1 protein-coding gene is annotated in these 23045 nt (G+C 72.1%); it reads left to right on the top strand.

Annotated elements, in window-relative coordinates; all coding sequences use genetic code 11:
* Positions 1-29 precede the first annotated feature (29 nt).
* Positions 30-23045 carry a WXG100-like domain-containing protein gene (locus tag OG552_RS29835; protein WP_329138172.1) on the top strand — a complete coding sequence of 7672 codons (23016 nt, stop codon included), beginning with the start codon at positions 30-32 and terminating at the stop codon, positions 23043-23045.

Here is a 23045-nt window from a genome sequence, read left to right as displayed (position 1 = left end):
GTATTGATCTGCCGCCTGAGTTGGACTGGGTGGCGAAGCTTGCGGTGGGTCAGTCGTGGCCGAAGGGTAATGAGGATCAGCTGCAGTTGCTGGCGCAGGCGTGGGTGCAGTCGGCGCGGGAGTTGGACCGGCTGACTGATGAGATCGATCCGGCGACGTCGGGTGTGCTGGATTCGCTGGGCGGGCCGGTTGCGGAGCAGTTCTCGGGGTTCACCCGGCAGATGCGGACGGTGCTGCCGAATGTGGCGCAGTCCGTGCAGGGGATCGGGGATCTGTCGCGGAACGCGGGGGTGCAGCTGGAGTACACGAAGTACTCGCTGCTGATCCAGATGGTTTTCCTGGCGTACATGCTGTGGGAGCTGGCGTCGTTGGGGCTGCCGGAGCTGGACGGGGTGGTCATCACCGCGGTGCGGACGGTGTGTGTCAGGATCCTGCAGTCCCTGGCCCGTAATGTGGTGATGGGGACGGCGTTCATGGCCGGCACGGATGTCGCGGTGCAGGTCATCCAGTTCCTTAAGGGTGACCGGACGTCGTGGAGCTGGGACAACACGCTGCAGGCCGTGGAGGGCGGGGCGGTCGGGGGTGCGTTCGCGGGGGTCTTCACCGAGGCGGCCAGGTTCCTGCCGCCGGGGTTCGGTGGTGTCCTGGGCCGGCAGCTGGGGGTGGGTGCGGCCACCGGGATCGCGACGACGCTCACGATGGGCGCGGTCAACGGCGACTTCGGCGATGCTCTCACCGACGGCCTGGCCGCCGCCTCGGGTGCTATCGGGGGACTGTACGGGGGCCGCAGGGGCGGCCACGGCGAGGGCAGCGGACACCTGCCGCCCGCCCGCTTCGACCTGCCCCCCATGCCCGACTTCACCAAGAACTGGCCCGGCACGGACGGCACCGGCACCACCGGTGCCGGGCTGCCGCTGGATCCCGCACAGGTCACCGACGGAACCTGGGCACGCCGCCAGTGGCAACAGCACACCACCACACCCACCACCGCCGGCACGGCTGCCGGTATTGGGGAGGGGGAGGAGGCCGGCGCCGGAGCGGGGGTTTACCGGCAGTGGGCCGCGGCCCGCACGGACCTGCCCGAGGAGATACGCGCCCGCGCGGTCAGCGCCGTCAGCGCCCACGACCACGCCTTCACCACCACCCCCGCCACAGCCACGCCCGTGCCCTCAGCGGCCGGGACCCACCGCCGCCTGGACCGCCAGGCCACCATCGAACAGGCCATCACCCGCGCCGAACACCACTTCGACACCGCTTACACCACCTGGGCCACCACCCCCCACACCACGGAAAACACCCCCGGCGCACAGAAAGCGGACAACGCGGAGACGGGGCGGGCCGCCGACCCCCGCACCCACATCCGCACCGTGCCCGGCGCCGCCCAGCGCATCCACGAAACCGCCTGGCGCACCCTCGAACACAGCCTCCGCACCACCACCGCCCTCCTGCCCGAACACACCTGGGACACCCCGCCCGAGACCGTACTGCACACCATCGACCAGACCGCCGCACACAACACCCCCGCCCTCCGCCACCTCCTGGACCGCACCGCACACGACGACATACGCCACACCACCGCCCTGCACACCTTCGAACAGCACGTCCCCCCCGCCGGCCCCACCACCGGCACCACCACCCAGCTCACCCCCACCGGCCGCAACCACCTCCGACAGCAATGGCTCCACCAAACCCACACCGACCACCACCACATCTTCGGCCCCCCCACCGCACCGATCACCCTCCACAGCGCTGGGCCCGGCTCCGTACCGACGACGGAGCCCCGGCCCCAGGTGGCCACCGAGTCCGGCCCCGCCGCCGCGGCGAACGACCGGGGTACGGCCGTGCCGGACCGTACGGGGGAGCAGGCCCAGATGGCAGCCGGGCCCGCGCACGCGACAGCGGACGCGTCCCTGACCGACACGGCTGCCGCCACGCCCGTGCCGCAGGAGCACTCGGCGCGGGCCGGCGGGGATAACGGGCCGAAGACGCCCGACCCCGAGGCGGCGTGGCAGCAGCGCATCGCCGAGCGGACCGCGGCGCTGCCCGGCCTGATCCAGGTACAGCTCGCCAAGGAGACTGCCGTCCGGCACGCTGTGGACGGGGTCCACGAGGCCGCGCTCGGCTCGTGGCGGCAGGCCCTGCCGTCGCTCGGCGACGACTTCGCACGCACCTTCTCCCTCGACCTCCATGGCGCCGGGATCACTGTCGAGCGGGACGCCTCCCACGTGATGGCCGCCACCGCCCACCGCAGGATCGAGGAGGCCGCCACCGCCCCGGGCCGCGGGCACACGGCTGTGCACCGGGCCGCCGAGACCCACGGCTCGCTCGCCGTCGCCAGGCACCACACCGCCGTCGCCGTGGCCCGCTCCACCGCCGTCGACCAGGCGACCGAGGAGGCCCGCACGCTGGCCCGGCGTGCCCCGGGAGGTGACGCGGCCCACGTCCAGGCTGTCGTGGCAGCCCACCGCGAACGCGTCAGCACCCTCTTCGACTCGCTCTTCCGGCCCGACGACGGGCGGTTCGGCCCCGGCGCGGACCGCTCCGCCTTCGACACGGCCACCGCCACCTGGCACACCCGCAGGGCCGAGCTCTCCCAGGGCCTCCCAGCCGACCTCGCGGCCCGGCCCGCCGCTCCCGACCGCGACACCGCCCCCGGCCTGCCCGCAGAACCGGCGCCAACCGGTGAACGGCCGCGTCCGTACCGGGAGTCCGCGCCGCTGCCGCAGGCCCCGGCCCGTGCCCCCGAGCAGTCGAACGGCGCCTCCACGTCCGGATCGGACTCACAGCGCCCCCGTCCGGAGGCAGCCCGCACCGCACGTGTGCCCGAGGCAGTTGCCGAACACGCCGCGTTCGCAGACACCTCGGCGCCCGCCGAGGGCCGTACGCACGAGGCACCCGCCGAGTCCCGGCAGGACCCGCCGACCGCGAAGACCGCCACGGGCGGCTGGCGCACGGCCGATGACCGCAGGCTCGACTCGCTGCGCAACGACGTCAACCTCCGGCTGGCCAGCCTGGAGTGGCCGCACGGCGCGGTGGATCTTAAGACCGTACGCCGGCACGTCGCCGAACTCCCCCCCTCTGCTGACCGGTTGAACGAGCGGGCAGTGGCCTGGCACATCGCGGGCGCGATCGCCGAACCCGGCGGGCTGCGCCTGCCCGGCGGCACTCCACCGCCGGGTAAGGAGGAGCACAACGGCGAAAGCAGCCAGGCGGGTTCGTCCGCGGGCGGCCGGTCGCAGGGCCTCCTCGGCGACGACAGCCCGGCCGGCCTGCGAGACTCCCGCGCGGAAATGCCGCAACCCGCACCGCTGAGCCACGCGGTCGTCCAGTTCGGACAGGACCGGGACGGGGCGCAGGGCCTGACGCACATCGATCCGGTCTCCGAGCGGACGGCGGCGTGGCTGCAGGACCGGATCGCGGCCGCGATCGAGCGGGACGAGCCGCAGAACACGGCACTGCGGGCCATGCTCGCCGAGACCGTCACCCCGCGAGCCATGGCCTCGGAGTGGGCGCGGCTGCTGAGCGACCAGGGGCTGCCGGTGCGGGCGGAGTTCGGCGGCCGCACCTACCACGCGGCAGTGCGGCTACGGCTGTCGGACCCGCGGCGTGAGCCCTCCCCGATGGAGGAGATGCCGGACGGCCCGCCGCTGGCGATCCAGCGCTGGGCCTTCGGCGTGGGCGAGACGGGCACGGTGGACAGCATCGGCGACCTGCGGCCGGGCAATTTCACCCACGCCCACACCTGGCCGCTCGCCCACCGCGGCACTTTCCGCCGGGTGACGCTGAGCCCGACTGCGTCGCTGACCTACAACCAGGCCACCCGCACGGTGGCGACGGGCGCGACCGTGCAGCCGATGACGCTGCTGCGCAGCCTCGAGCGGTCGTGGGCGGTGTCGTACCAGGTGTCGGCACAGGTGCGGCTGACCGGCGGGCTGCAGGACACGCTGGCCCCGGCGCCCCTGCCCGAGGTGTGGTCGCCGGTGGCTGGCGACAGCTCGGAGCACCGGCTGACCACGTGGTTCCCCGCCCATCTCATGGAGGACCGGCCGGACTCCTCGACCGCGCTGTCCACGGCACCGGCCGACCGGCGCCCGGCCCCGTTGCGGACGCTGGTGGAGGACGTGCCGCTGTTCGCGGTGGAGACGGTGCCGCACGCGACCACGGTGCTGCACGAGGTGCACCAGGCGTTCGCGGCGCACCTTGCGGCGCTGTCGGAGGACTCCGCGGAGGAGCTGCACCGTTTCTTCAGCGAGGGCAACCTGCGCGGCAACCTGCCGCTGATGTACGGCGGCGGGCATTCCTCGCCGCCGTTGTACGACCGGAACGGCCGGGTGCTCGGCCACCTGTCGGTGCGGGCGCGGATGCTGGAGGAGGACCCCGCTCACGCCGTCGTGGGTCCGCCGAGCCGCAACTCCGAACTGGAGGTGTACGTCCTGCGCTCGCTGCGGGTATCGGGCAGCACCTCTGTGGCCAACTCGGCCTCCTTCGGCGGGCAGTTGTCGCTCGGGTTCGCCATCGGCACGCCCGACCCGCGCACCGGCAGCGAGCCCTTCGGCGGCACCATCACGCTGAACGGCTCGCTGCAGCACCAGGCCACCCACACCCTGTCCTCCGGTGGCAGCGCCCGCACCTCGCACTCGCTGCGCACCGACCGACCGCTGATGCGGGTGCAGGCCCGGATGGTGCTGGACGTCACGCTGATGCGGCCCGGAGCGGTGCCGGTACGACCCCCGGCCGACAGCCGGCTGGCCGGGCGGGCGGCGGACGACAGCGGCTACCCGGTGATCCTGCGGGTGCCGTCGGCGGCCTCGGTGTCGGGCGTGCCTGCCCAGCCGCGCCACCTCCCCGCGCCGATCCGGGACCTCACCGCACCGGGCGTGCTCACCACGCCGTTGCGGGTCCAGGGCGCCGACCCGCTGTTCGCACATGTCGAGCGGTTCCTGTCCGAGCACGGTTTCCTCCCGCCGCTCGGCGACGACGGGGCCTCGGCGGCGCCGCTCGCGGTCGGCAGCGGCTCGCGGCTGGTCGAGACCTCGCTGCACGCCCAGCGGCTGGCGAACCTGCGCCGTCTGGAGCAGACCCGCTCGCAGATCGGGCAGCGCGGGGCGCTGGACGAGATGCTGGACGGCGGCTACTCGGTGGAGTTCGAGCGGCCCACGGTGATGGGTGTGCAACGGGTGTCGGTGCGGCTGACCGTCACCCGCCGCTACTCGCAGGGCGAGGGCACTCCGGACGCGGGGGTGGTGCACACCGGGCACCTGAACGGGGTGCAGACGCTCAACTACACCGGCTCCACCATCACCGGCGACGAACAGCTTCGCCGCGCCCCGCTGCAGGCGAACGTCGGCCCGCAGTTCGGCGCCACGAACATCCTCAGCGACCCGCAGGGCGTCACTGGCGAGTACAGCTACACCTGGCAGCCGACGGACATGGTGACCACCGACTCCAGTTCCGGCAGCGGCCAAGAGTTCTACGCACTGAGCCGGTCCGAGGCGGACGCGGGCGTCCATCTGTTCACCGTGCCGGTCACCCACCACGTGCAGCTCTCCTGGAGCCACGGCCCGGTGCCGGAACCGCGGCACGAGAACGGCGAGGTGAGCCTCGCGGTCCCGGTGGACTGGACGCTGGACACCCCCGACCCGTCGCCGATCGCCGGCCGGCCGACGTTCCACGGCCCCGGGGAGCGGCTCGACCCGCCGCCGGCCGAGGCGGTGCGGGGCTACGAGGTGCACGACGACCCGGACGTGAACGCGCCGGCCTCGGGCCCGGAGGTGACCACGGCGGAAGACGGACAGGTCGTCCGGCACACCGGCGACGCGCCGAACCCCGCCCCGGCCGCGCCGGCCGAGCGCGAGCGGCATCTGCCGGAGACCGCGTTCGTCAACAGGATGCGCGGCGGCGCCGCGCTGCACGAGGCGGTGGACCGGATGCTGGGCGCGGTGGCCCGGGATCTGGAGGCCGCCGCGGCCGCGGAACTGCACGACCCCACCCACCGGATGCCCGGCGTCTTCCCCCGGGACGAGCCGCGGCCGGCCGCCCTGCCCACCGAAGGGCCCCAGGGCATCGAACTGCCCGAACAGGGCGGCGTCGTGCGGCAGGACGGCGACGCCGAGCAGCAGCAGGAACGGCAGGAACCCGCGGCCGGCGGGTGGGGCGGCGCGCTGTGGAACAGCGCGGGCCACCTCACGCTCGGCGCGGTGCGCTGGACCGCCCGCCAGGTCGGCGACGCGTGGCAGTGGACACGCCGCACGGCGGTCGGGGAGAACGCGCTGGCGCAGGAGAGCACCCCCCGGCAGGCACTGGACTTCTCCCTCTCGCCGCACCATCTGGTCGCCAACGCCCACCGGATCTTCGACGACTCCTACGTGGTGGAGAGCGCCGCCACCTCCGGAGTGCTGGCCGGCACCGACGTCACGGTGGAGGTCCGGGGCTTCCTGCACAACGTACGGCGGCTGCCATCGCCGGGCGTCATGGAGTACGAGCGCTGGATCCAGTCCATGGACGCCTCCGCGCACACGGTCAGCCGTACCTCCGGCCACACGGCCGGCCTCACGCTGAGCGGCAACTACGGCCCGGCCACCCGTTTCGTTCCCACCGGCCGCTATGCCTACCGCACCACCGACACCACCGCGACCACGGTCAACGACAACGCCTCGGCCTTCCGCGTCTCCAGCGAGAACGACGTCGTCCCGCACCGGTTCGAGGCCGACGTCCTGTACCGGGTGACCGTGCGCACGGGCCTGCGCAACCTGGTCACCGGCACGGCTGGGCCCGCCATGGCCGCCGCCAGCGGGTTGCCCGGGGCGGGGCGGTTGCTCGGGGCCGCCGCGGGGCTGACCACGGGCGAGCGTGAGATGGTGGTACGGGTGCCGGCCGGCGTGGAGTTCCTACTGTCCGCCAACGACCTGCTCAACCACCCGGAGTTCCGGCTCGACGGTGGCCCCGACGTACCCGACGCGCCGCCGCTCGACCGCAGACTGCCGCCCACCTTCGTGGCCAGCGGCGGCCAGATCGGCTTCGGCTCGGCGCTGGAGGTGCACCCGGCCGACGGGCGCTCGGCCCTGCAGAACACGATGCGCACGGCGATCGAGAGCATCGCGCCCGGCGCCACCCGACCCGGCCACGCGGCCTATCTGCCGGGCGTGCTGTCGCGGATCAACGAACACGGCTCGTCCCTGGGCATGCGCACCCTGCTGCACAGCTCCTCACCGGTCGCGTTCCGCTTCGTGCACCGCTCGTTCCTCGGCCCGCTGCTGGTGCGGGTCGAGGTGCGCGCGGTGCCGGCCGCCGACCTGACGGCCGCCCGCGGCCGGGCCGTCCCAGGTCTGCCCGGCCTGGACACGGTGCTCGGCCACTCCGATGGCCGGGGCTCCTCGCTGCCGGTGCCGGGCAGCACCCGCCAGGCCCGCACCCGCACCAGCGCGCACGAACTCGACGGCGGTCTGACCTACCAGAACGGCGGCCACCGCTACCGCGCTACGGCCAGCGGCACCCGACAGTCCGAGACGGTGCAGACCGCCACCGCGTCCGAGGAGCGGCGCGCCTGGCAGCAGTCGATGTTCGACAACAGCGAGTTCGCCCTGGACTACCGCTACGAAGTGGCGGTCACCGCGACCCCGATGGACGAGGCACTGATCGTGTCCGCACCCCGCGCGCTGTGGAGCGGGATGGGGTGGCTGGCCGACCGCACCGGTCTGGCCGGAGCGGCGGCGCAGGCGTACGGGGTCCTGCCGGAGACCGCCCGGCACGGCATCGAAGGTGCCTTGGGCCTCCTCCCCCGCCCGGCGATGTCGGCCCACGAGCAGGTGGACGCGCAGGTGGTGCTGCGCTTCAACGGCTCCGAGACGCCGCGCACCACGGACCCGGCCCCGGTGGACCCGCACCCCGGCGTCGTCGGACGCGTGCACCGCAACGACCCGACCCAGCCGGTGGCGCAGGCGGCCGGCGAGCTGCGGCTGGCCCTGGACGTACCGGACGACCTGCGGAACCTCCTGTCGGACGCCCCGTGGCAGCCTGAACGCCCCTTTCAGATCTATCACTTCGGCGGCCTGGACCAGCTCACGCGGGCGCTGCACAGCCTCGCCCCCGGGCTGGGCGCCCTCACCGCCGGCCATGGCACCACGATGTCCGACGAGGGCCGGCTGGTGCGGCTCACTCAGCTCGCCGCAGCCGGCGTACCCGTCCCCGTACACCCGGCTGGCCTCACCCCGCACGTCGGCCGCTCGGTGCCACACCAGGTGGAGGTGCACGTCACCTTCCACGCGCCGCGGATCGTCGCTCAGAGCAACGACGTCGGCATCGACCGGGTGCAGATCAGCACGCGCGGCTCGGCGGCGCAGACCGACGTCACGCACAGCCCGGCCCTCTCCTTCACCTACAGCGGCCCGGTGAACGCCGCCCAGACCGACCGGCTGGGCCCCGGTGTGCCGGTGGCCGGTGAGCGGACCGACCTGGGGCACACCCACGCCCAGTCTGCGCCGGTCCGCGAGATGCTGCGCTTCGGCACCCGTCTGGCCAACCGCGACCAGGGCACCCAGGGCGCTCTGGTCCAAGCAGTCGCCGTGGTCCACCTGCGCCGCGGTGACCAGGAGCGCTGGGTGACCGGCCCAGTCGTCCTGCGGGCCACCGAACTCCCGCCGCAGCCCACGCCCACCCCGGCGGACACGGACACGGGAGCGCCCGGCCGGTTCGGGCAGGACCTCGGAGAGGGCTTCGAGGAGGGGGCCGCCACCCGGTTCGAGAGTCCTCACATCGTCGAACTGACCGACGCCGACCGCTCGGACGAGGACATGCCCGCCCATGTCCTCACCTACGACGACCCGGCCAGCCGCGGGCGCGACCACGAGCGCCCGACCGACGAGGAGTTCACCGCCGCCGGGCTCACAGGCGACGAGACCGAGCACGATGTAGTCACGCACGTTCCGAGTCGTGCGGAACTCCCGCCCCGCCCGCGGTCCGCGGAGCCGGCCCCCCTCCCCGCGGTCCTGCGCCGCCCCGGCACCGTGGAGACGGCGTCCCTCCGCGATCGAGGTGCCGCCTCCCCCGGGCAGCAGGCCGCCGGCGAGCGCTTCGCCGGTCCCCACCAGGACGACACCGTCGGCGGGCACGCCCCGGCCCACCAGGACGACACGCCCGGACGTCCGCGGATCGAGCCCGAGGCGATCGGTGAGGAGCACCTCGGCGACGAGGTACGGGCGCTGCTCGGGCTGCCCGCCGTGATGGACCTGCAGGTGCGGATCGAGGACCTCGCGGGGCTCGCGCCCGAGCCGCGGGCGCTGGCACAGTTGGAAGCCGGCGCCCGGGTGACCGTGCGGGACCTGGGGCTCGGTGCTCCCGACCTGGCCCGGCTCGCACTGCGCCACCCGGAGTTGGAGCCCAGGCTGACACGACTGCTGAACGACCTGGCCGGCGGGCCGACCGCGGCACGCAACGAGGCGATGGCGGAGGCCCCGCCGCCGGTGGCGGTCGACATCTTCCAGCAGCATGTGGTGATGCCGTTCGTCATCGGCACCGACGACGCCACCCGCGCGGTCCGCGAGCCGTACGAGCAGGCGGTGGCGGACGTCGCCCGCGCCCTGCGCACCGGCGGCGAACAGGCCGCCCACGACGCCGCGGAACGCGCACTGCGACAGATCCCCGGCGCCGAACCCGCCAAGCACCGGCCGGGCATCATCGCCGGCGGCAAAAAGAAGAAGAACGGCAACCGCCCGCAACAACCCCACCAACCCGCCCCGCAAAACCAGACCACCCCGCCGACCCAGACCGCCGGCCCGAGCAACACCGCACAGCCGGCGGGCCAAGCGGTCCACCGCACCACCGACCTGCCGTCCGAAGTGGTCGCCGCGGTACGTCAGATCGTCACCGGCGGACTCACAAGCCGGCCGGCCCCCCATCAAGAAGCACTGATGAGCGATGTGCTCCGGGTGCTGGAGCGGGTCCCGGCTCCCGCGGACCTGCCGATGAGTGCCATCGTCGGCTCGGTCGACATAGCGCGGGCGATGGGCAGTGAACTGGCCGGGCACGTGCTCGCGCACCCCAGCGTGGTGTACGCGGTGGCACGGCAGCCGCAGCTGTACTCGATGCTCATCCACGCCCCGGTGAGCGCGGCGCTGGACGCGCACCCCGCGGTGCTGGGCCAGCTGACGGCTCTGCCGGGCTCCTGGTTCCAGGCACAGGGTCCAGCCTTCACACAGGTCCTCCTCAGGCCGGGCGTGCTGGACGGCCTCGAAGGTGACCCCGAGCTGCAGGAGCTCCTCTTCAACCGCTCGACGACCCTGCTGCGCAACCTCAACGGCGACCTCAACCTGGCCCGCCACGCACGGGACATCTCCTCGGATGTCACCACCCTCGTCGACCAGGTCCCAGAACTCGCCGCGGCCGTGCTCTCCCTGGGTGAGCAGGCACCGGAGGCGCTGTGGCAGCTGGGCGCGGAGTCCACGCTCACCTCGGCGCTGCTGAGCCGGTTCAGCCACTATGCCCACTATTCCATCGCATTCTTCCGCACGTTGCTGACCGACGACCGTGTCCGCACGGTCCTGCGGACCTTCCCCGAGCAGAACCAGGTGGCTCTGCTCAGCGAGCGCACACTCGCCGCGGTGGCCGCCGACCCCGAGGTACTGCGCGCGCTCGAGGACTCGCCGTCGCTGACCGACGTCCTGGAGATCACTCCGTCGATCACCGAGCGGCTGCTGGCGGACCGTGAGGCGATGGAGGCGGCCGTCGCCAATCCCAACGTGACGGTCGCACTCTCGTACCACTCCGATCGTTACGACGCGGTGCCCAATGAGGAGCTGGCGCAGGTGCTGGCCGCAGAGGCCGGTCCCGCCGAGGCACAGCAGGCCCAGCCGCTGGAATTGACCGAACGGGAACTCAACGGACCGGTGCCGGTACTGCTGCGACGCCTCACACAGGCGCTCCCGGCGATGCGCACGGCCGTCACCGGCCTGCCGCCCAACACAGCACGTCGGCTGCTGGAGAACGTGCGGATGCTGCGCCTGCTGGCCCGCAACCCACAAGCAGTCTCCATGCCGCACACCCTGCGGCAGTTGCTCACGCTCGCACCGGACCTGGCACTCCCCGAGGACGACACGGCCGCGCTGGCGATCGCGGTGGCCGCTGCCCGCCACTGGCATGTGCACTCCCTTTATCTCAGCACCGACGGCCGGGCGAGCCACCAGCTGGCGGTGAACCACCGTGCGGCCGTCGATCCGGATTTCCGGGAAGCGCTGCTGCGCTTCCCGGCGATCAGCGCCATCTCCTACGCCGACGTTCGCGCCCTGCAGATCGAGCTCCCGCTGACCACCCTGTCCCGCGACCCGTGGGTTGCCACCCTGCTGATCCGCTCGCCCGAGATGCAGGATTACCTGCGCGCACCGGACAACGCCCCGCGCCGGGCGATGCAGGCCGGCGGCGGACCGCTGAGCACGCTGCTGTACCGGCACACGGCGATGGCCCGCGAGCTGACGTCGGAGCAGTGGGAGCAGGTCACCCTCAACCTCACCGCCGCACCCGGGCTGCTGCCCGCCCTGACCTCTGTCTTCAGCACGCTGACCCCGGCCCACTGGACCCGGCTGCTCACCGACGACCGGCTGTTCCAACTGCTGGCCGAGCGCATGGAGACACCCACCGCGCGGACGATGGTGCAGGTGCCGAGTCTGCTGCGAGCGGCGGTGGCCCGGCCGGACTTCACCGACGCCTGGCAGGACCGGCCGGAGGAATTCGACGCCCTCGCCAGCGCCGTGCTGCGGCGGATACCGGGCCCGGAGCAAATGCCCGGTGCCACCCCCGCGGAGGCGCAGGACGCGGTCAGCTCGCTCGGGCGGGCCGTGGTCGCGACAGGTCACCAGATCATCACGCCGGACGGCTTCGTCCTGGACCCGGAACGCAGCGTGGTCGTCGCCCGCCTGCTGCCGCACCTGCGCGACGGCGACGCGCCCGAGACCGTACTACGGGCCCAGGCGGACGCCGACACACCACTGCCGGACGAGGTGATCGACCGCTACCGCGACCTGCTGACAGACGACACACTGCGCCAGACAGCGCTGCGCCGCCCGCACCTGGCCGAATACCTGCTCTTCGCCCCGGACCTGCTGGACCTGCTGCGCACCCGGCCCTCGATGCTCGAGCTGATCGAGCGCGACCCCGAGGTGCTGCCCCAACTGATGAAGGCGTCCCGACTGCCGGCGCTGCTCACCCACGACGACGCGGCCTACGGCATCTACCGCCGCGACCCGGAAGCGCGGGTGAACTTCAGGGGCGACTTCTTCGCGATCTACCACGACAACCCGGACTATGTGGTTGCTTTCGATCGGGCGTCCCACTGGCTCATGCAGGGCCCCTACACGCAGGTGGACGTCCTGGCGATGGGTAGTCCTGCCTTGTCCCGGGCGATCGCCGCCGATCCGGGTGTGCTTGGTGCGTTCCTCCACTCGCCGGATCTGACTCCGGCGCTGAGTGCGGCGGGTGAGCCGGTGATCCGGGCCATCACTGCGGCACCCGGACGCCTGGAAGGCGCGGCCGAGGACCCGGCCACGGTCACCGCACTCGCAGCGGTACCAGGACTGGCCGACGCCCTCGCCGAACGGCCCGACCTCGCCGCCAGCGCCGCCCAATGGCGCGAACTCACTGGTAACGGACCGCTGCTGAAGCGTCTGACCGCCCACCCGAACATAGCGGCCAGCGTGCTCACACCCGACGTACTGCCCGTCGCCATGACCGCACCCGCACTCGTCACCGCACTCGCACACACCCCGGCCGAGGTGCACAGGCAACTGACCGCACCCACAATCCTGCGCCTGATCACCCGACACCCCGGACTCGCCGACGACCTGGCCGACCAGAAACACGGCCACGCCCTGCGCGCCGCCCTCATCGGCCTGCGCGGCCTGCCCGCCCTCCTCACCGACCGCCCCGACCTCCTCACCACACTGCGCCAAAGGCCCGACCTCGTCAAAGCCATCCGCGCCAACCGCTCACTCATCGACGAAGCCACCGCACGCACCCCCGCATGGCACGTCGCCGAACGCCACCCCGAACTCGCCCCCCACCTCAACTCCCGCCTGCGCAACAACCTCCAGCACTACCCGGACGCAGCCCGCACCATCGCCCAGCACCCCACCCCACTCGACCCCACCCTCCTGCCCCGCACCCTGCGACGCCCCGGCATCCTCCCCCTCATAACCAACCACCCGGACATCGCCACAGCCCTCCTGTCCCAACCCGAACTACAACAACGTGCCCTGGAAGACCGGGACTTCGTCGCCACCGTGCAGCGCGCCGCAGCCGCAGGACCAGAACGGCTGACCACACTGCTGGCCGCCGGAGGCGACCACACACTGTGGGCACAAGCAACCGGACGCACGGCGCCGAGGCTCACCCCCGCAGCGCCCCCGGTGATCATGGAGCCGCCCACGTCCCCCGCACGGTCCGAGCAGCCGCAGCCCGTACCGGCGGTGGTTCCTGGGCTGCGGTCGGCGCTGCCGGCGGAGGTGGTGGACCTGCTCACCGGACCCCGCGGTGACGAGGTCGCCGAACGCATCGCCACCAACCCCGAACTGCTGCCACTGCTGACCGCACACCCCTCACTCGCCGAAGACATCACCCAGCACCCCGACCACCTCGACACCTACACCGCCCGCCCCTTCTTCGAAAACCACCTCCCCGACCCCGACCACATCCCCCTCACCAACGACCCCACCACCGAAGAACAGCTCCTCGGACACACCGCCTTCCAACGCCACTTCGACGCCTTCCTCGAATCCGTCGACATCGCCCCCGGCGACCACTACACCGCCATACGCACCGCAACCCTCCACACCTGGAACAACATCGCCAGCACCCTCCAGAACCGACTCGCCGAACGCCACACCGAACGCCACACCCGCCTCACCACCTTCCGCCCCGAATCCGCATCCACCTGGCAACTCTCCGGCCGCATACACTTCGCCGGCCGAGTCCAGGCCGAAGACTTCACCCCCCTCCAGCACGCAGTGCTCGACCGAGCCGCCACCTGGGGCGAAGGCATCCGCGAACCCCTCGGACAACGCCGCATCCACATGCCACTCCACGCCCACCTCGACAACGGCAGCGGCGGCGCCGCCTTCTTCCCCACCCTCGCCCACGACGGCCTCGTCGACCTCGTCGTCTACGCCCGCAGCACCGCCCGCTCCGACAACAACCAATACCGATGGACCGGCAGCAGCCGCTACACCTCCGGACCCCCCTCAGCCGAAGACATCGCCAACCACCCCCTCCTCACCCAATCCCACGACCTCATCAACCAAACCCGCAAAACAACAGGCGAAACGACCGGAGACAGGACCGCCGACGCCACGGCGGCTTCCTCCGGCAAGGGCAAGGGCCCGGTGCGACCGCGCCGCACACCTGCCGCGGAGCTCGACGGACTGGCGGCGGCCGACCGCGCCCAAGCCCTGGCCACCGCGACCCGGGGCTATCACGCCGCCCTCGACGCCGCCCGTACCCCCACCCCCGAAACGGCCACCCGCCTCCTCCGCGCCGGGCGGGAACTCCATCAGGAGGGTGCCGACCCCTTCGGCCAGGCGTGGGAAGCCCTCGCCGACGACGACCGCACCACCACCGAAGCACTGGTGCGCACCGCCCTGCCCGACCCCACCCACACCGATGCCTGGTCCGCGCCCGAATGGGGTGCGGTCGCCGTCGCCCACCGCACCGGCGGCGACACCCTCGCACGCGACATGGCCCAGCAGATCTCCGACGAAGGGGCGGAGGCGGTCGATATCTTCCAGCAGCATGTGGTGATGCCGTTCGTCATCGGCACCGACGACGCCACCCGCGCGGTCCGCGAGCCGTACGAGCAGGCGGTGGCGGACGTCGCCCGCGCCCTGCGCACCGGCGGCGAACAGGCCGCCCACGACGCCGCGGAACGCGCACTGCGACAGATCCCCGGCGCCGAACCCGCCAAGCACCGGCCGGGCATCATCGCCGCCGGCAAAAAGAAGAAGAACGGCAACCGCCCGCAACAACCCCACCAACCCGCCCCGCAAAACCAGACCACCCCGCCGACCCAGACCGCCGGCCCGAGCAACACCGCACAGCCGGCGGCTGCCGGCAGCTTCGGAGCCCGGCAGCAGCGTGGCAGTGTGCCGCCGCGGGAGCCGGCAGTGACCCACACCGAGGACACCGCGACCAGCCTGCCGCCCGCCGTGACCCTTGCGGTGCAGGAGGCCGTCACGACCGAACTCGCCAACTGGCCCGCCACACATCAAGAGGCGGTGCAGTACGCCGTGCACCAGCTACTGGAACGGGTACCGGCTCCGGCGGACCTGTCGATGAGCGCCATCGTCAGATCGGTCGACTGGGTATTGAGGGCAAGCAGTGAACTAGCGGAGCAGGTGCTGCCGTACCCCGACGTGGTGTACGCGACAGCGCGGCAGCCGCTGCTGTACACGATGCTCATGCACGCCCCGGCACTCGGCGCGGCGCTGAACGAGCACCATGGGGTGCTCAGCGACCTGATCGCCGTCCCGGTCGGCTGGCACCAGGCGCAGGACCAGACCACCGCGCAGATCCTGCTCCGGCCCGGCCTGCTGGAGAGGCTGGAAAGCGTACCGGAGCTGCGGGCTGCCGTCTTCCTCCGCTCAAGGACCCTGCTGCGCAACCTCGACGGCGACCTCGACCTGCTGGGCCAGGTGCGGGAGGTCTCCTATGACGTCATGTCTCTGGCCGACCGGGTCCCGGCGTTCGCCGAGGCTGCGATCTCGCTCGGCAAGAAAGCACCCGAGGCGCTGTGGGAGCTGGGCGCGGAGTCCACGCTCACCTCAGCGCTGATGAGCCGGCTGAACCGCCGTGCCCGCTTTTCCGCGGAATTCTTCCGCACGTTGCTGACCGACAGGCACCTCCGCCTGGTGTTGCGGACGTTCCCCGAGCAGAACCAGGTGGCTCTGCTCAGCGAGCGCACACTCGCCGCGGTGGCCGCCGACCCCGAGGTATTGCGCGCGCTCGAGGACTCGCCGTGGCTGACCGACGTCCTGGAGATCACTCCGTCGATCGCCGAGCGGCTGCTGGCGGACCGTGAGGCGATGGAGGCGGCCGTCGCCAATCCCAACGTGACGACCGCACTCTCGTACCACCCCGATCGTTACGACGCGGTGCCCAATGAGGAGCTGGCGCAGGTGCTGGCCGCGGAGACCGGTCCCGCCGAGGCACAGCAGGCCCAGCCGCTGGAATTGACCGAACGGGAACTCAACGGACCGGTGCCGGTACTGCTGCGACGCCTCACACAGGCGCTCCCGGCGATGCGCACGGCCGTCTCCGGCCTGCCGACGGACGCGGCACGCCGGCTGCTGGAGAACGTGCGGATGCTGCGCCTGCTGGCCCGCAACCCACAAGCGACCGGGTTGCCGCACGTCCTGCGGCAGTTGCTCGCCCTGTCACCGCGTCTGACGCTGCCCGAGAACGACACAGCCGCGCTGGCGATCGCGGTGGCCGCTGCCCGCCATGGGCACCTGAACACCCTTTACCTCAGCAACGATGGCCGGGCGAGCTACCACCCGATAGTGAACGAGCGCGCGGCAACCGATCCTGTCTTCCGCGACGCGCTACTGCGCTTCCCGGCGATCAGCGCCCTCGCCTACGCCGACGCACGGATGCTGCTTCACGACACTCCGCTGACCACTCTGGCCCGTGACCCGTGGGCTGTCTCCCTGCTGATTCGCGCGCCCGAGATGCGGCCGTACCTGGGTGAATCGGACACTCCCCCGTACCGCGCCATGGCGGCGAGCGGCGGGCTGCTGCGCGGGCTGCTGTACCGGCACACGGCGATGGCCCGCGAGCTGACGTCGGAGCAGTGGGAGCAGGTCACCCTCAACCTCACCGCTGCACCCGGGCTGCTGCCCGCCCTGACCTCTCTCTTCGGCTTGCTGACCCCGGCCCACTGGACCCGGCTGCTCACCGACGACCGGCTGTTCCAACTGCTGGCCGAGCGGATGGAGACACCCACCGTACGAGGGCTGCTGCGGGTGTCGACCGCGCTGCGGGCGGCGGTGGCCCGGCCGGACTTCACTGACGCCTGGCAGGACCGGCCGGAGGAATTCGACGCACTCGCCACCACCATGCTGCATCGTGCGCAGTCGCCCGACTCCAGTCCCGAGGAGAGGCAGGACGCGGCCAACGCCTTCGGGCGGGCCGTGGTCGCGACAGGTCCCGCGGTCATCACCCAGGACGGCTTCGTCCTGGACCCGGAACGCAGCGTGGTCGTCGCCCGCCTGCTGCCGCACCTGCGCGACGGCGACGCGCCCGAGACCGTACTACGGGCCCAGGCGGACGCCGACACACCACTGCCGGACGAGGTAATGGACCGCTACCGCGACCTGCTGACAGACGACACACTGCGCCAGACAGCGCTGCGCCGCCCGCACCTGGCCGAATACCTGCTCTTCGCCCCGGACCTGCTGGACCTGCTGCGCACCCGGCCCTCGATGCTCGAGCTGATCGAGCGCGACCCCGAGGTGCTGCGCCAAGTGCTCGATGTACCAGGCCTGTCCGCGCTCCTCGACCACGACGACGCGGCCTATGCCATCTACCGCCGGGACCAGGAAACGCGGCTGAATTTCGTCGAAAGTCATGTCGCCACCATCCGGCAGAATCCTGACTACCTGCTTGCCTTCGACCGGGCCATTTACCAGCTGATACAGCAGCAATACTCGGCCGCTGACGCCGTGGCGATGGGTAGTCCTGCCTTGTCCCGGGCGATCGCCGCCGATCCGGGTGTGCTTGGTGCGTTCCTCCACTCGCCGGATCTGACTCCGGCGCTGAGTGCGGCGGGTGAGCCGGTGATCCGGGCCATCACTGCGGCACCCGGACGCCTGGAAGGCGCGGCCGAGGACCCGGCCACGGTCACCGCACTCGCAGCGGTACCAGGACTGGCCGACGCCCTCGCCGAACGGCCCGACCTCGCCGCCAGCGCCGCCCAATGGCGCGAACTCACTGGTAACGGACCGCTGCTGAAGCGTCTGACCGCCCACCCGAACATAGCGGCCAGCGTGCTCACACCCGACGTACTGCCCGTCGCCATGACCGCACCCGCACTCGTCACCGCACTCGCACACACCCCGGCCGAGGTGCACAGGCAACTGACCGCACCCACAATCCTGCGCCTGATCACCCGACACCCCGGACTCGCCGACGACCTGGCCGACCAGAAACACGGCCACGCCCTGCGCGCCGCCCTCATCGGCCTGCGCGGCCTGCCCGCCCTCCTCACCGACCGCCCCGACCTCCTCACCACACTGCGCCAAAGGCCCGACCTCGTCAAAGCCATCCGCGCCAACCGCTCACTCATCGACGAAGCCACCGCACGCACCCCCGCATGGCACGTCGCCGAACGCCACCCCGAACTCGCCCCCCACCTCAACTCCCGCCTGCGCAACAACCTCCAGCACTACCCGGACGCAGCCCGCACCATCGCCCAGCACCCCACCCCACTCGACCCCACCCTCCTGCCCCGCACCCTGCGACGCCCCGGCATCCTCCCCCTCATAACCAACCACCCGGACATCGCCACAGCCCTCCTGTCCCAACCCGAACTACAACAACGTGCCCTGGAAGACCGGGACTTCGTCGCCACCGTGCAGCGCGCCGCAGCCGCAGGACCAGAACGGCTGACCACACTGCTGGCCGCCGGAGGCGACCACACACTGTGGGCACAAGCAACCGGACGCACGGCGCCCGAGACCGGGACGCAGGCACAGGCACAGGCACACGCACAGGCACAGGTGGCTGAGGGCTCGCGGGTGCGCGAGGAGCAACCGGACACAGCACCCTCGGTGCCACACCCGGCAGCCGCGCCCGTGGCGGTTTCGCAGCCGCGTCCCCTGCTGCCGGCGGAGGTGGTGGACCTGCTCACCGGACCCCGCGGTGACGAGGTCGCCGAACGCATCGCCACCAACCCCGAACTGCTGCCACTGCTGACCGCACACCCCTCACTCGCCGAAGACATCACCCAGCACCCCGACCACCTCGACACCTACACCGCCCGCCCCTTCTTCGAAAACCACCTCCCCGACCCCGACCACATCCCCCTCACCAACGACCCCACCACCGAAGAACAGCTCCTCGGACACACCGCCTTCCAACGCCACTTCGACGCCTTCCTCGAATCCGTCGACATCGCCCCCGGCGACCACTACACCGCCATACGCACCGCAACCCTCCACACCTGGAACAACATCGCCAGCACCCTCCAGAACCGACTCGCCGAACGCCACACCGAACGCCACACCCGCCTCACCACCTTCCGCCCCGAATCCGCATCCACCTGGCAACTCTCCGGCCGCATACACTTCGCCGGCCGAGTCCAGGCCGAAGACTTCACCCCCCTCCAGCACGCAGTGCTCGACCGAGCCGCCACCTGGGGCGAAGGCATCCGCGAACCCCTCGGACAACGCCGCATCCACATGCCACTCCACGCCCACCTCGACAACGGCAGCGGCGGCGCCGCCTTCTTCCCCACCCTCGCCCACGACGGCCTCGTCGACCTCGTCGTCTACGCCCGCAGCACCGCCCGCTCCGACAACAACCAATACCGATGGACCGGCAGCAGCCGCTACACCTCCGGACCCCCCTCAGCCGAAGACATCGCCAACCACCCCCTCCTCACCCAATCCCACGACCTCATCAACCAAACCCGCAAAACAACAGGCGAATCCGCAGTGGACGGCGATCGCGGCACCGGCAGGAGCAGCGGCAACAGGACCACCGACAAGCCCGCAAACAAGGGCAAGGGTGCGGTCCAGCCGCGCCGCACGGCCGCTGCCGATGCCGAGGAGCTGGCGGCGGCCGACCGCGCCCAAGCCCTGGCCGCCGCAACCCGCGACTACCGCAACGCCCTGGACGCGGCCCGTGCCGGCGCCCCCGACGAGGCCGCACCCCTCCTCCGCGCCGGGCACGCACTCCGTGAGGAGGGTGCCGACCCCTTCGGCCAGGCGTGGGAAGCCCTCGCCGACGACGACCGCACCACCACCGAAGCACTGGTGCGCACCGCCCTGCCCGACCCCACCCACACCGATGCCTGGTCCCCAACCGAGTGGGGCGCGGTCGCCGTCGCCCACCGCACCGGCGGCGACACCCTCGCACGCGACATGGCCCGGCAGGTCGCGGGCGAGACCGGCAACCAGGCTGATACGAGGAGCGGCGCCCGCGCGGGGTCCGGTCCTTCGGCGGGCCTGCTCAAAGCCGGCGGTCAGGACACCACCGCGCTCGCGGACCGCCCGTCCCCCGACAACCACGCCGGACCGTCCACCCGACCCGCGCCGGGCGTGACCCAACGAGCAACCCCCGCAAGGGAGTTCGCCGCCGCCGTCGCGGACATGCCCGCGTTGCGTGGGCTGCCCGCTGACCTGGTGGCTCGTGCCGTCGACATCTACGGGCAGCAGCGCGCACGGGAGTTCGCCATCGGCGACGAACCCGGCTCGGTGGAGCGGCAAGAGGCCGAGGCCTATTGGCGGGACGTGGCCGAAGTGGCCCGCACCGGCCAGGGCGTACTGCGCTCACTCGGCGGCCCGCGGCACACGGACCCCGAACTCGCGGCAGCGGCGGCCCGGCAGTCCATGCGGGACCTGGCTCGCGAGCTCGCCGAACGCCACTGGCGGACGGTCGGCGTGACCTCCGGTGACGAGCGGGACATGGTGCGCCACCGCGAACTGACCGCTGAATCGCCGCGCTTCCGCGACGAGCTGAAGACCTGGGTGGAATCCGCCCTGCGGTCGGCGGGCAGGAACCACGCGGCCTCGCACGAGGAGATCACCGCGACCTGGCAGCGTCTGCCGCGGGCCCAACGCCGACTGCCGCTCTCGCCACTGGCCCGTGCGATCGCCACCGCACTCGACGGCCGCGGCACGGCGCTGCGCGGCGGAGGCGGCGGTGTCGAGGCTGAGTTCACCGAGGTGCTCAGGCTCGCCCGGGGCAAGGGCACGCCGGGCAACAACGTGCGCAAGCCGATCGCGCGGGGCGACGGCTTCGAAGTGACGGTGGAGACCAAGGAGTTCTACCGCGGCTCCGACGGGCGGCTGTTCCGGCGTAAGGAGGACGCAGAAAAGCAGACCGGCAAGGTCCGCGAAGTCACCCTGGCCATTCCGGAGTTCGTCGCCGGTGTGCACAAGGTCCTGCCTTCGGAGGATCGCATCGATGACGGCCCGGCCTTCGTTGCCCTGCGCCGACTGGAGGAGCGGTTCGCCGTGCTCGGCCCGGAGCGGGAGTTCATTCCCGTGGAGGAAGCCTTCCCGGCCGAGGACGGCTGGGAGGTGACCGACCTCGGCCAGGGTGCCTGGATCGAGCGCCGGGTCATCGGCGACTGGCAGGGCGCCCACGTCCACTACACACTGGGTGTCCCCGTGCACGGCCTGCGCGAGTTCCTGGAGCACGTGCGTGACCACACCTGGCGCGACGAATCGCGCGGCTACCTCACCCGGGCGCATCTGACCGACGGCCTGTCCTTCGGCGACGAACTCGCCTCGCGCTACGCCGTCTGGCGCGAGCACCGCGACGGCGGCCTGGCCTCCTGGGCTCTGCCGGCCGAACAGGTGGCCGCTCTGCTCGCCGACGACCCAGTGGTGACCGCCCTTCGCGGCTACGGCGCCCTGCTCCACGACCAGGTGGCGGCCCTCGTCCACTTCTGGATCTACGAGGGCCTGAACAAGGTCAACGCGGCCGTGCTGTCCCGCAATTCGATGAGCGATGTGCTCGCCGCCCTGCCACAGGACGCGCGTGTCTTCCTCGCCGCGGACGCGCTGCCGGCGATGGCGGCCATGGAACGGCGCATCCGGGCCCGGCTGCCGGAATACGACCGGGAATACGCACGCTTCTACGACGAGACCGCGCCTGCCAGTCTGTTCGATCTCACCATAAGCGACGAGCAGGACCGCACCATCCGCGAATACACGTGGGCCGGCTTGGTGCAGGGCGGCAGCAGGCCGATGGCGCAGGACTACGCCTTCTCGATTCACGATCTGCCCGAGCTCGACACCGAGGACGGCAACGCCGCGCTGCCGCTGGTCGTCATTGAGGTCCGCTCCTACGGCGAGCGGCATGTGTCTGTGGACGAGACGGCCGGCTATTACGACCGCCTCAAGCAGACCGCCGCGGACGTCCACGCCAAGGCACAGCAGCCCGCGTCCGGCGAGGCCGGCTGGGCCGGCCTGCGGCAGTCGGCGGCTCCGGGCGCCGACCGCCCGGCCGCAGTCGCGGTCCAGCGCGCACTGCGGTCCGTGGCCGCGGCGGAGGAGGGTCGGACGGAACGCCTGATCGACCATGCCGACGCAACCGTGATCGCCGCTGCCCTCCCCCTGCTCGACGGTCCCCAGGACGCGCAGATCGACCGCTTGTCCCTGAGTACGGCGCTGGACAGCGTCCTCCAACGCCTCCGCTTGGCTATTATCTCCTACCACCGCGCCTCCCTCGACGTGGAGCGGGCCGAGGCGGCGATACGCGACCTGGCCGGAGCGGTCCTGAGGGTGAGCCGCCCCGTCCTGCCGATGGGCACGCGCACAACCACGGCGTCCTCCCAGCGCCGATCGCTGCTGGGAGGGCGGCGTCCCCTCGGGCCGATCAGCGAAGCCCAGTCGGCAGCCGTGCCGCCGCTCCACCGACGTGCCCCTGTGACCACCTCGCCGGCCCCGTCCGCGATGCTGCGGCACACGGTCGACAGCCTCCTGGCCGACCTGCGCTGGAGCGGCGGGCCCGTGGACGACGCTCTGGTGCACGCGGTGCAGGAGAGCCTCGGCGACGGCTGGCAGGGACGCCACCCCCACGCGGTCGGCGCCGAGATCGCCGCGCGGCTGAACGCAGTCCTCGGGCCGGTACCGCAGGCGCACGAGGGGATCGTCTCGCGGTACGAACTCCGCCGCGAGGTGCTCGCCGCGCTGTCCTCCTCGGGCCTCGGGACGCCCACGGTCACCGACGAGGCCCTGCGCGGCGCCCTGACCCGCCTCGGACCGACCGTCTGGACGCTGCCCGCCGCCGAGTTGGGCCGCCGTGTGGCCGCCGTCCTCTCCGCCGCCTCCCGCGTGTGA

The sequence above is a fragment of the Streptomyces sp. NBC_01476 genome (assembly GCF_036227265.1).
GTDB lineage: Bacteria > Actinomycetota > Actinomycetes > Streptomycetales > Streptomycetaceae > Actinacidiphila.
Note: the sequence above shows the minus strand (reverse complement) of the source record. Positions and strands in the feature narration are given on the sequence as shown.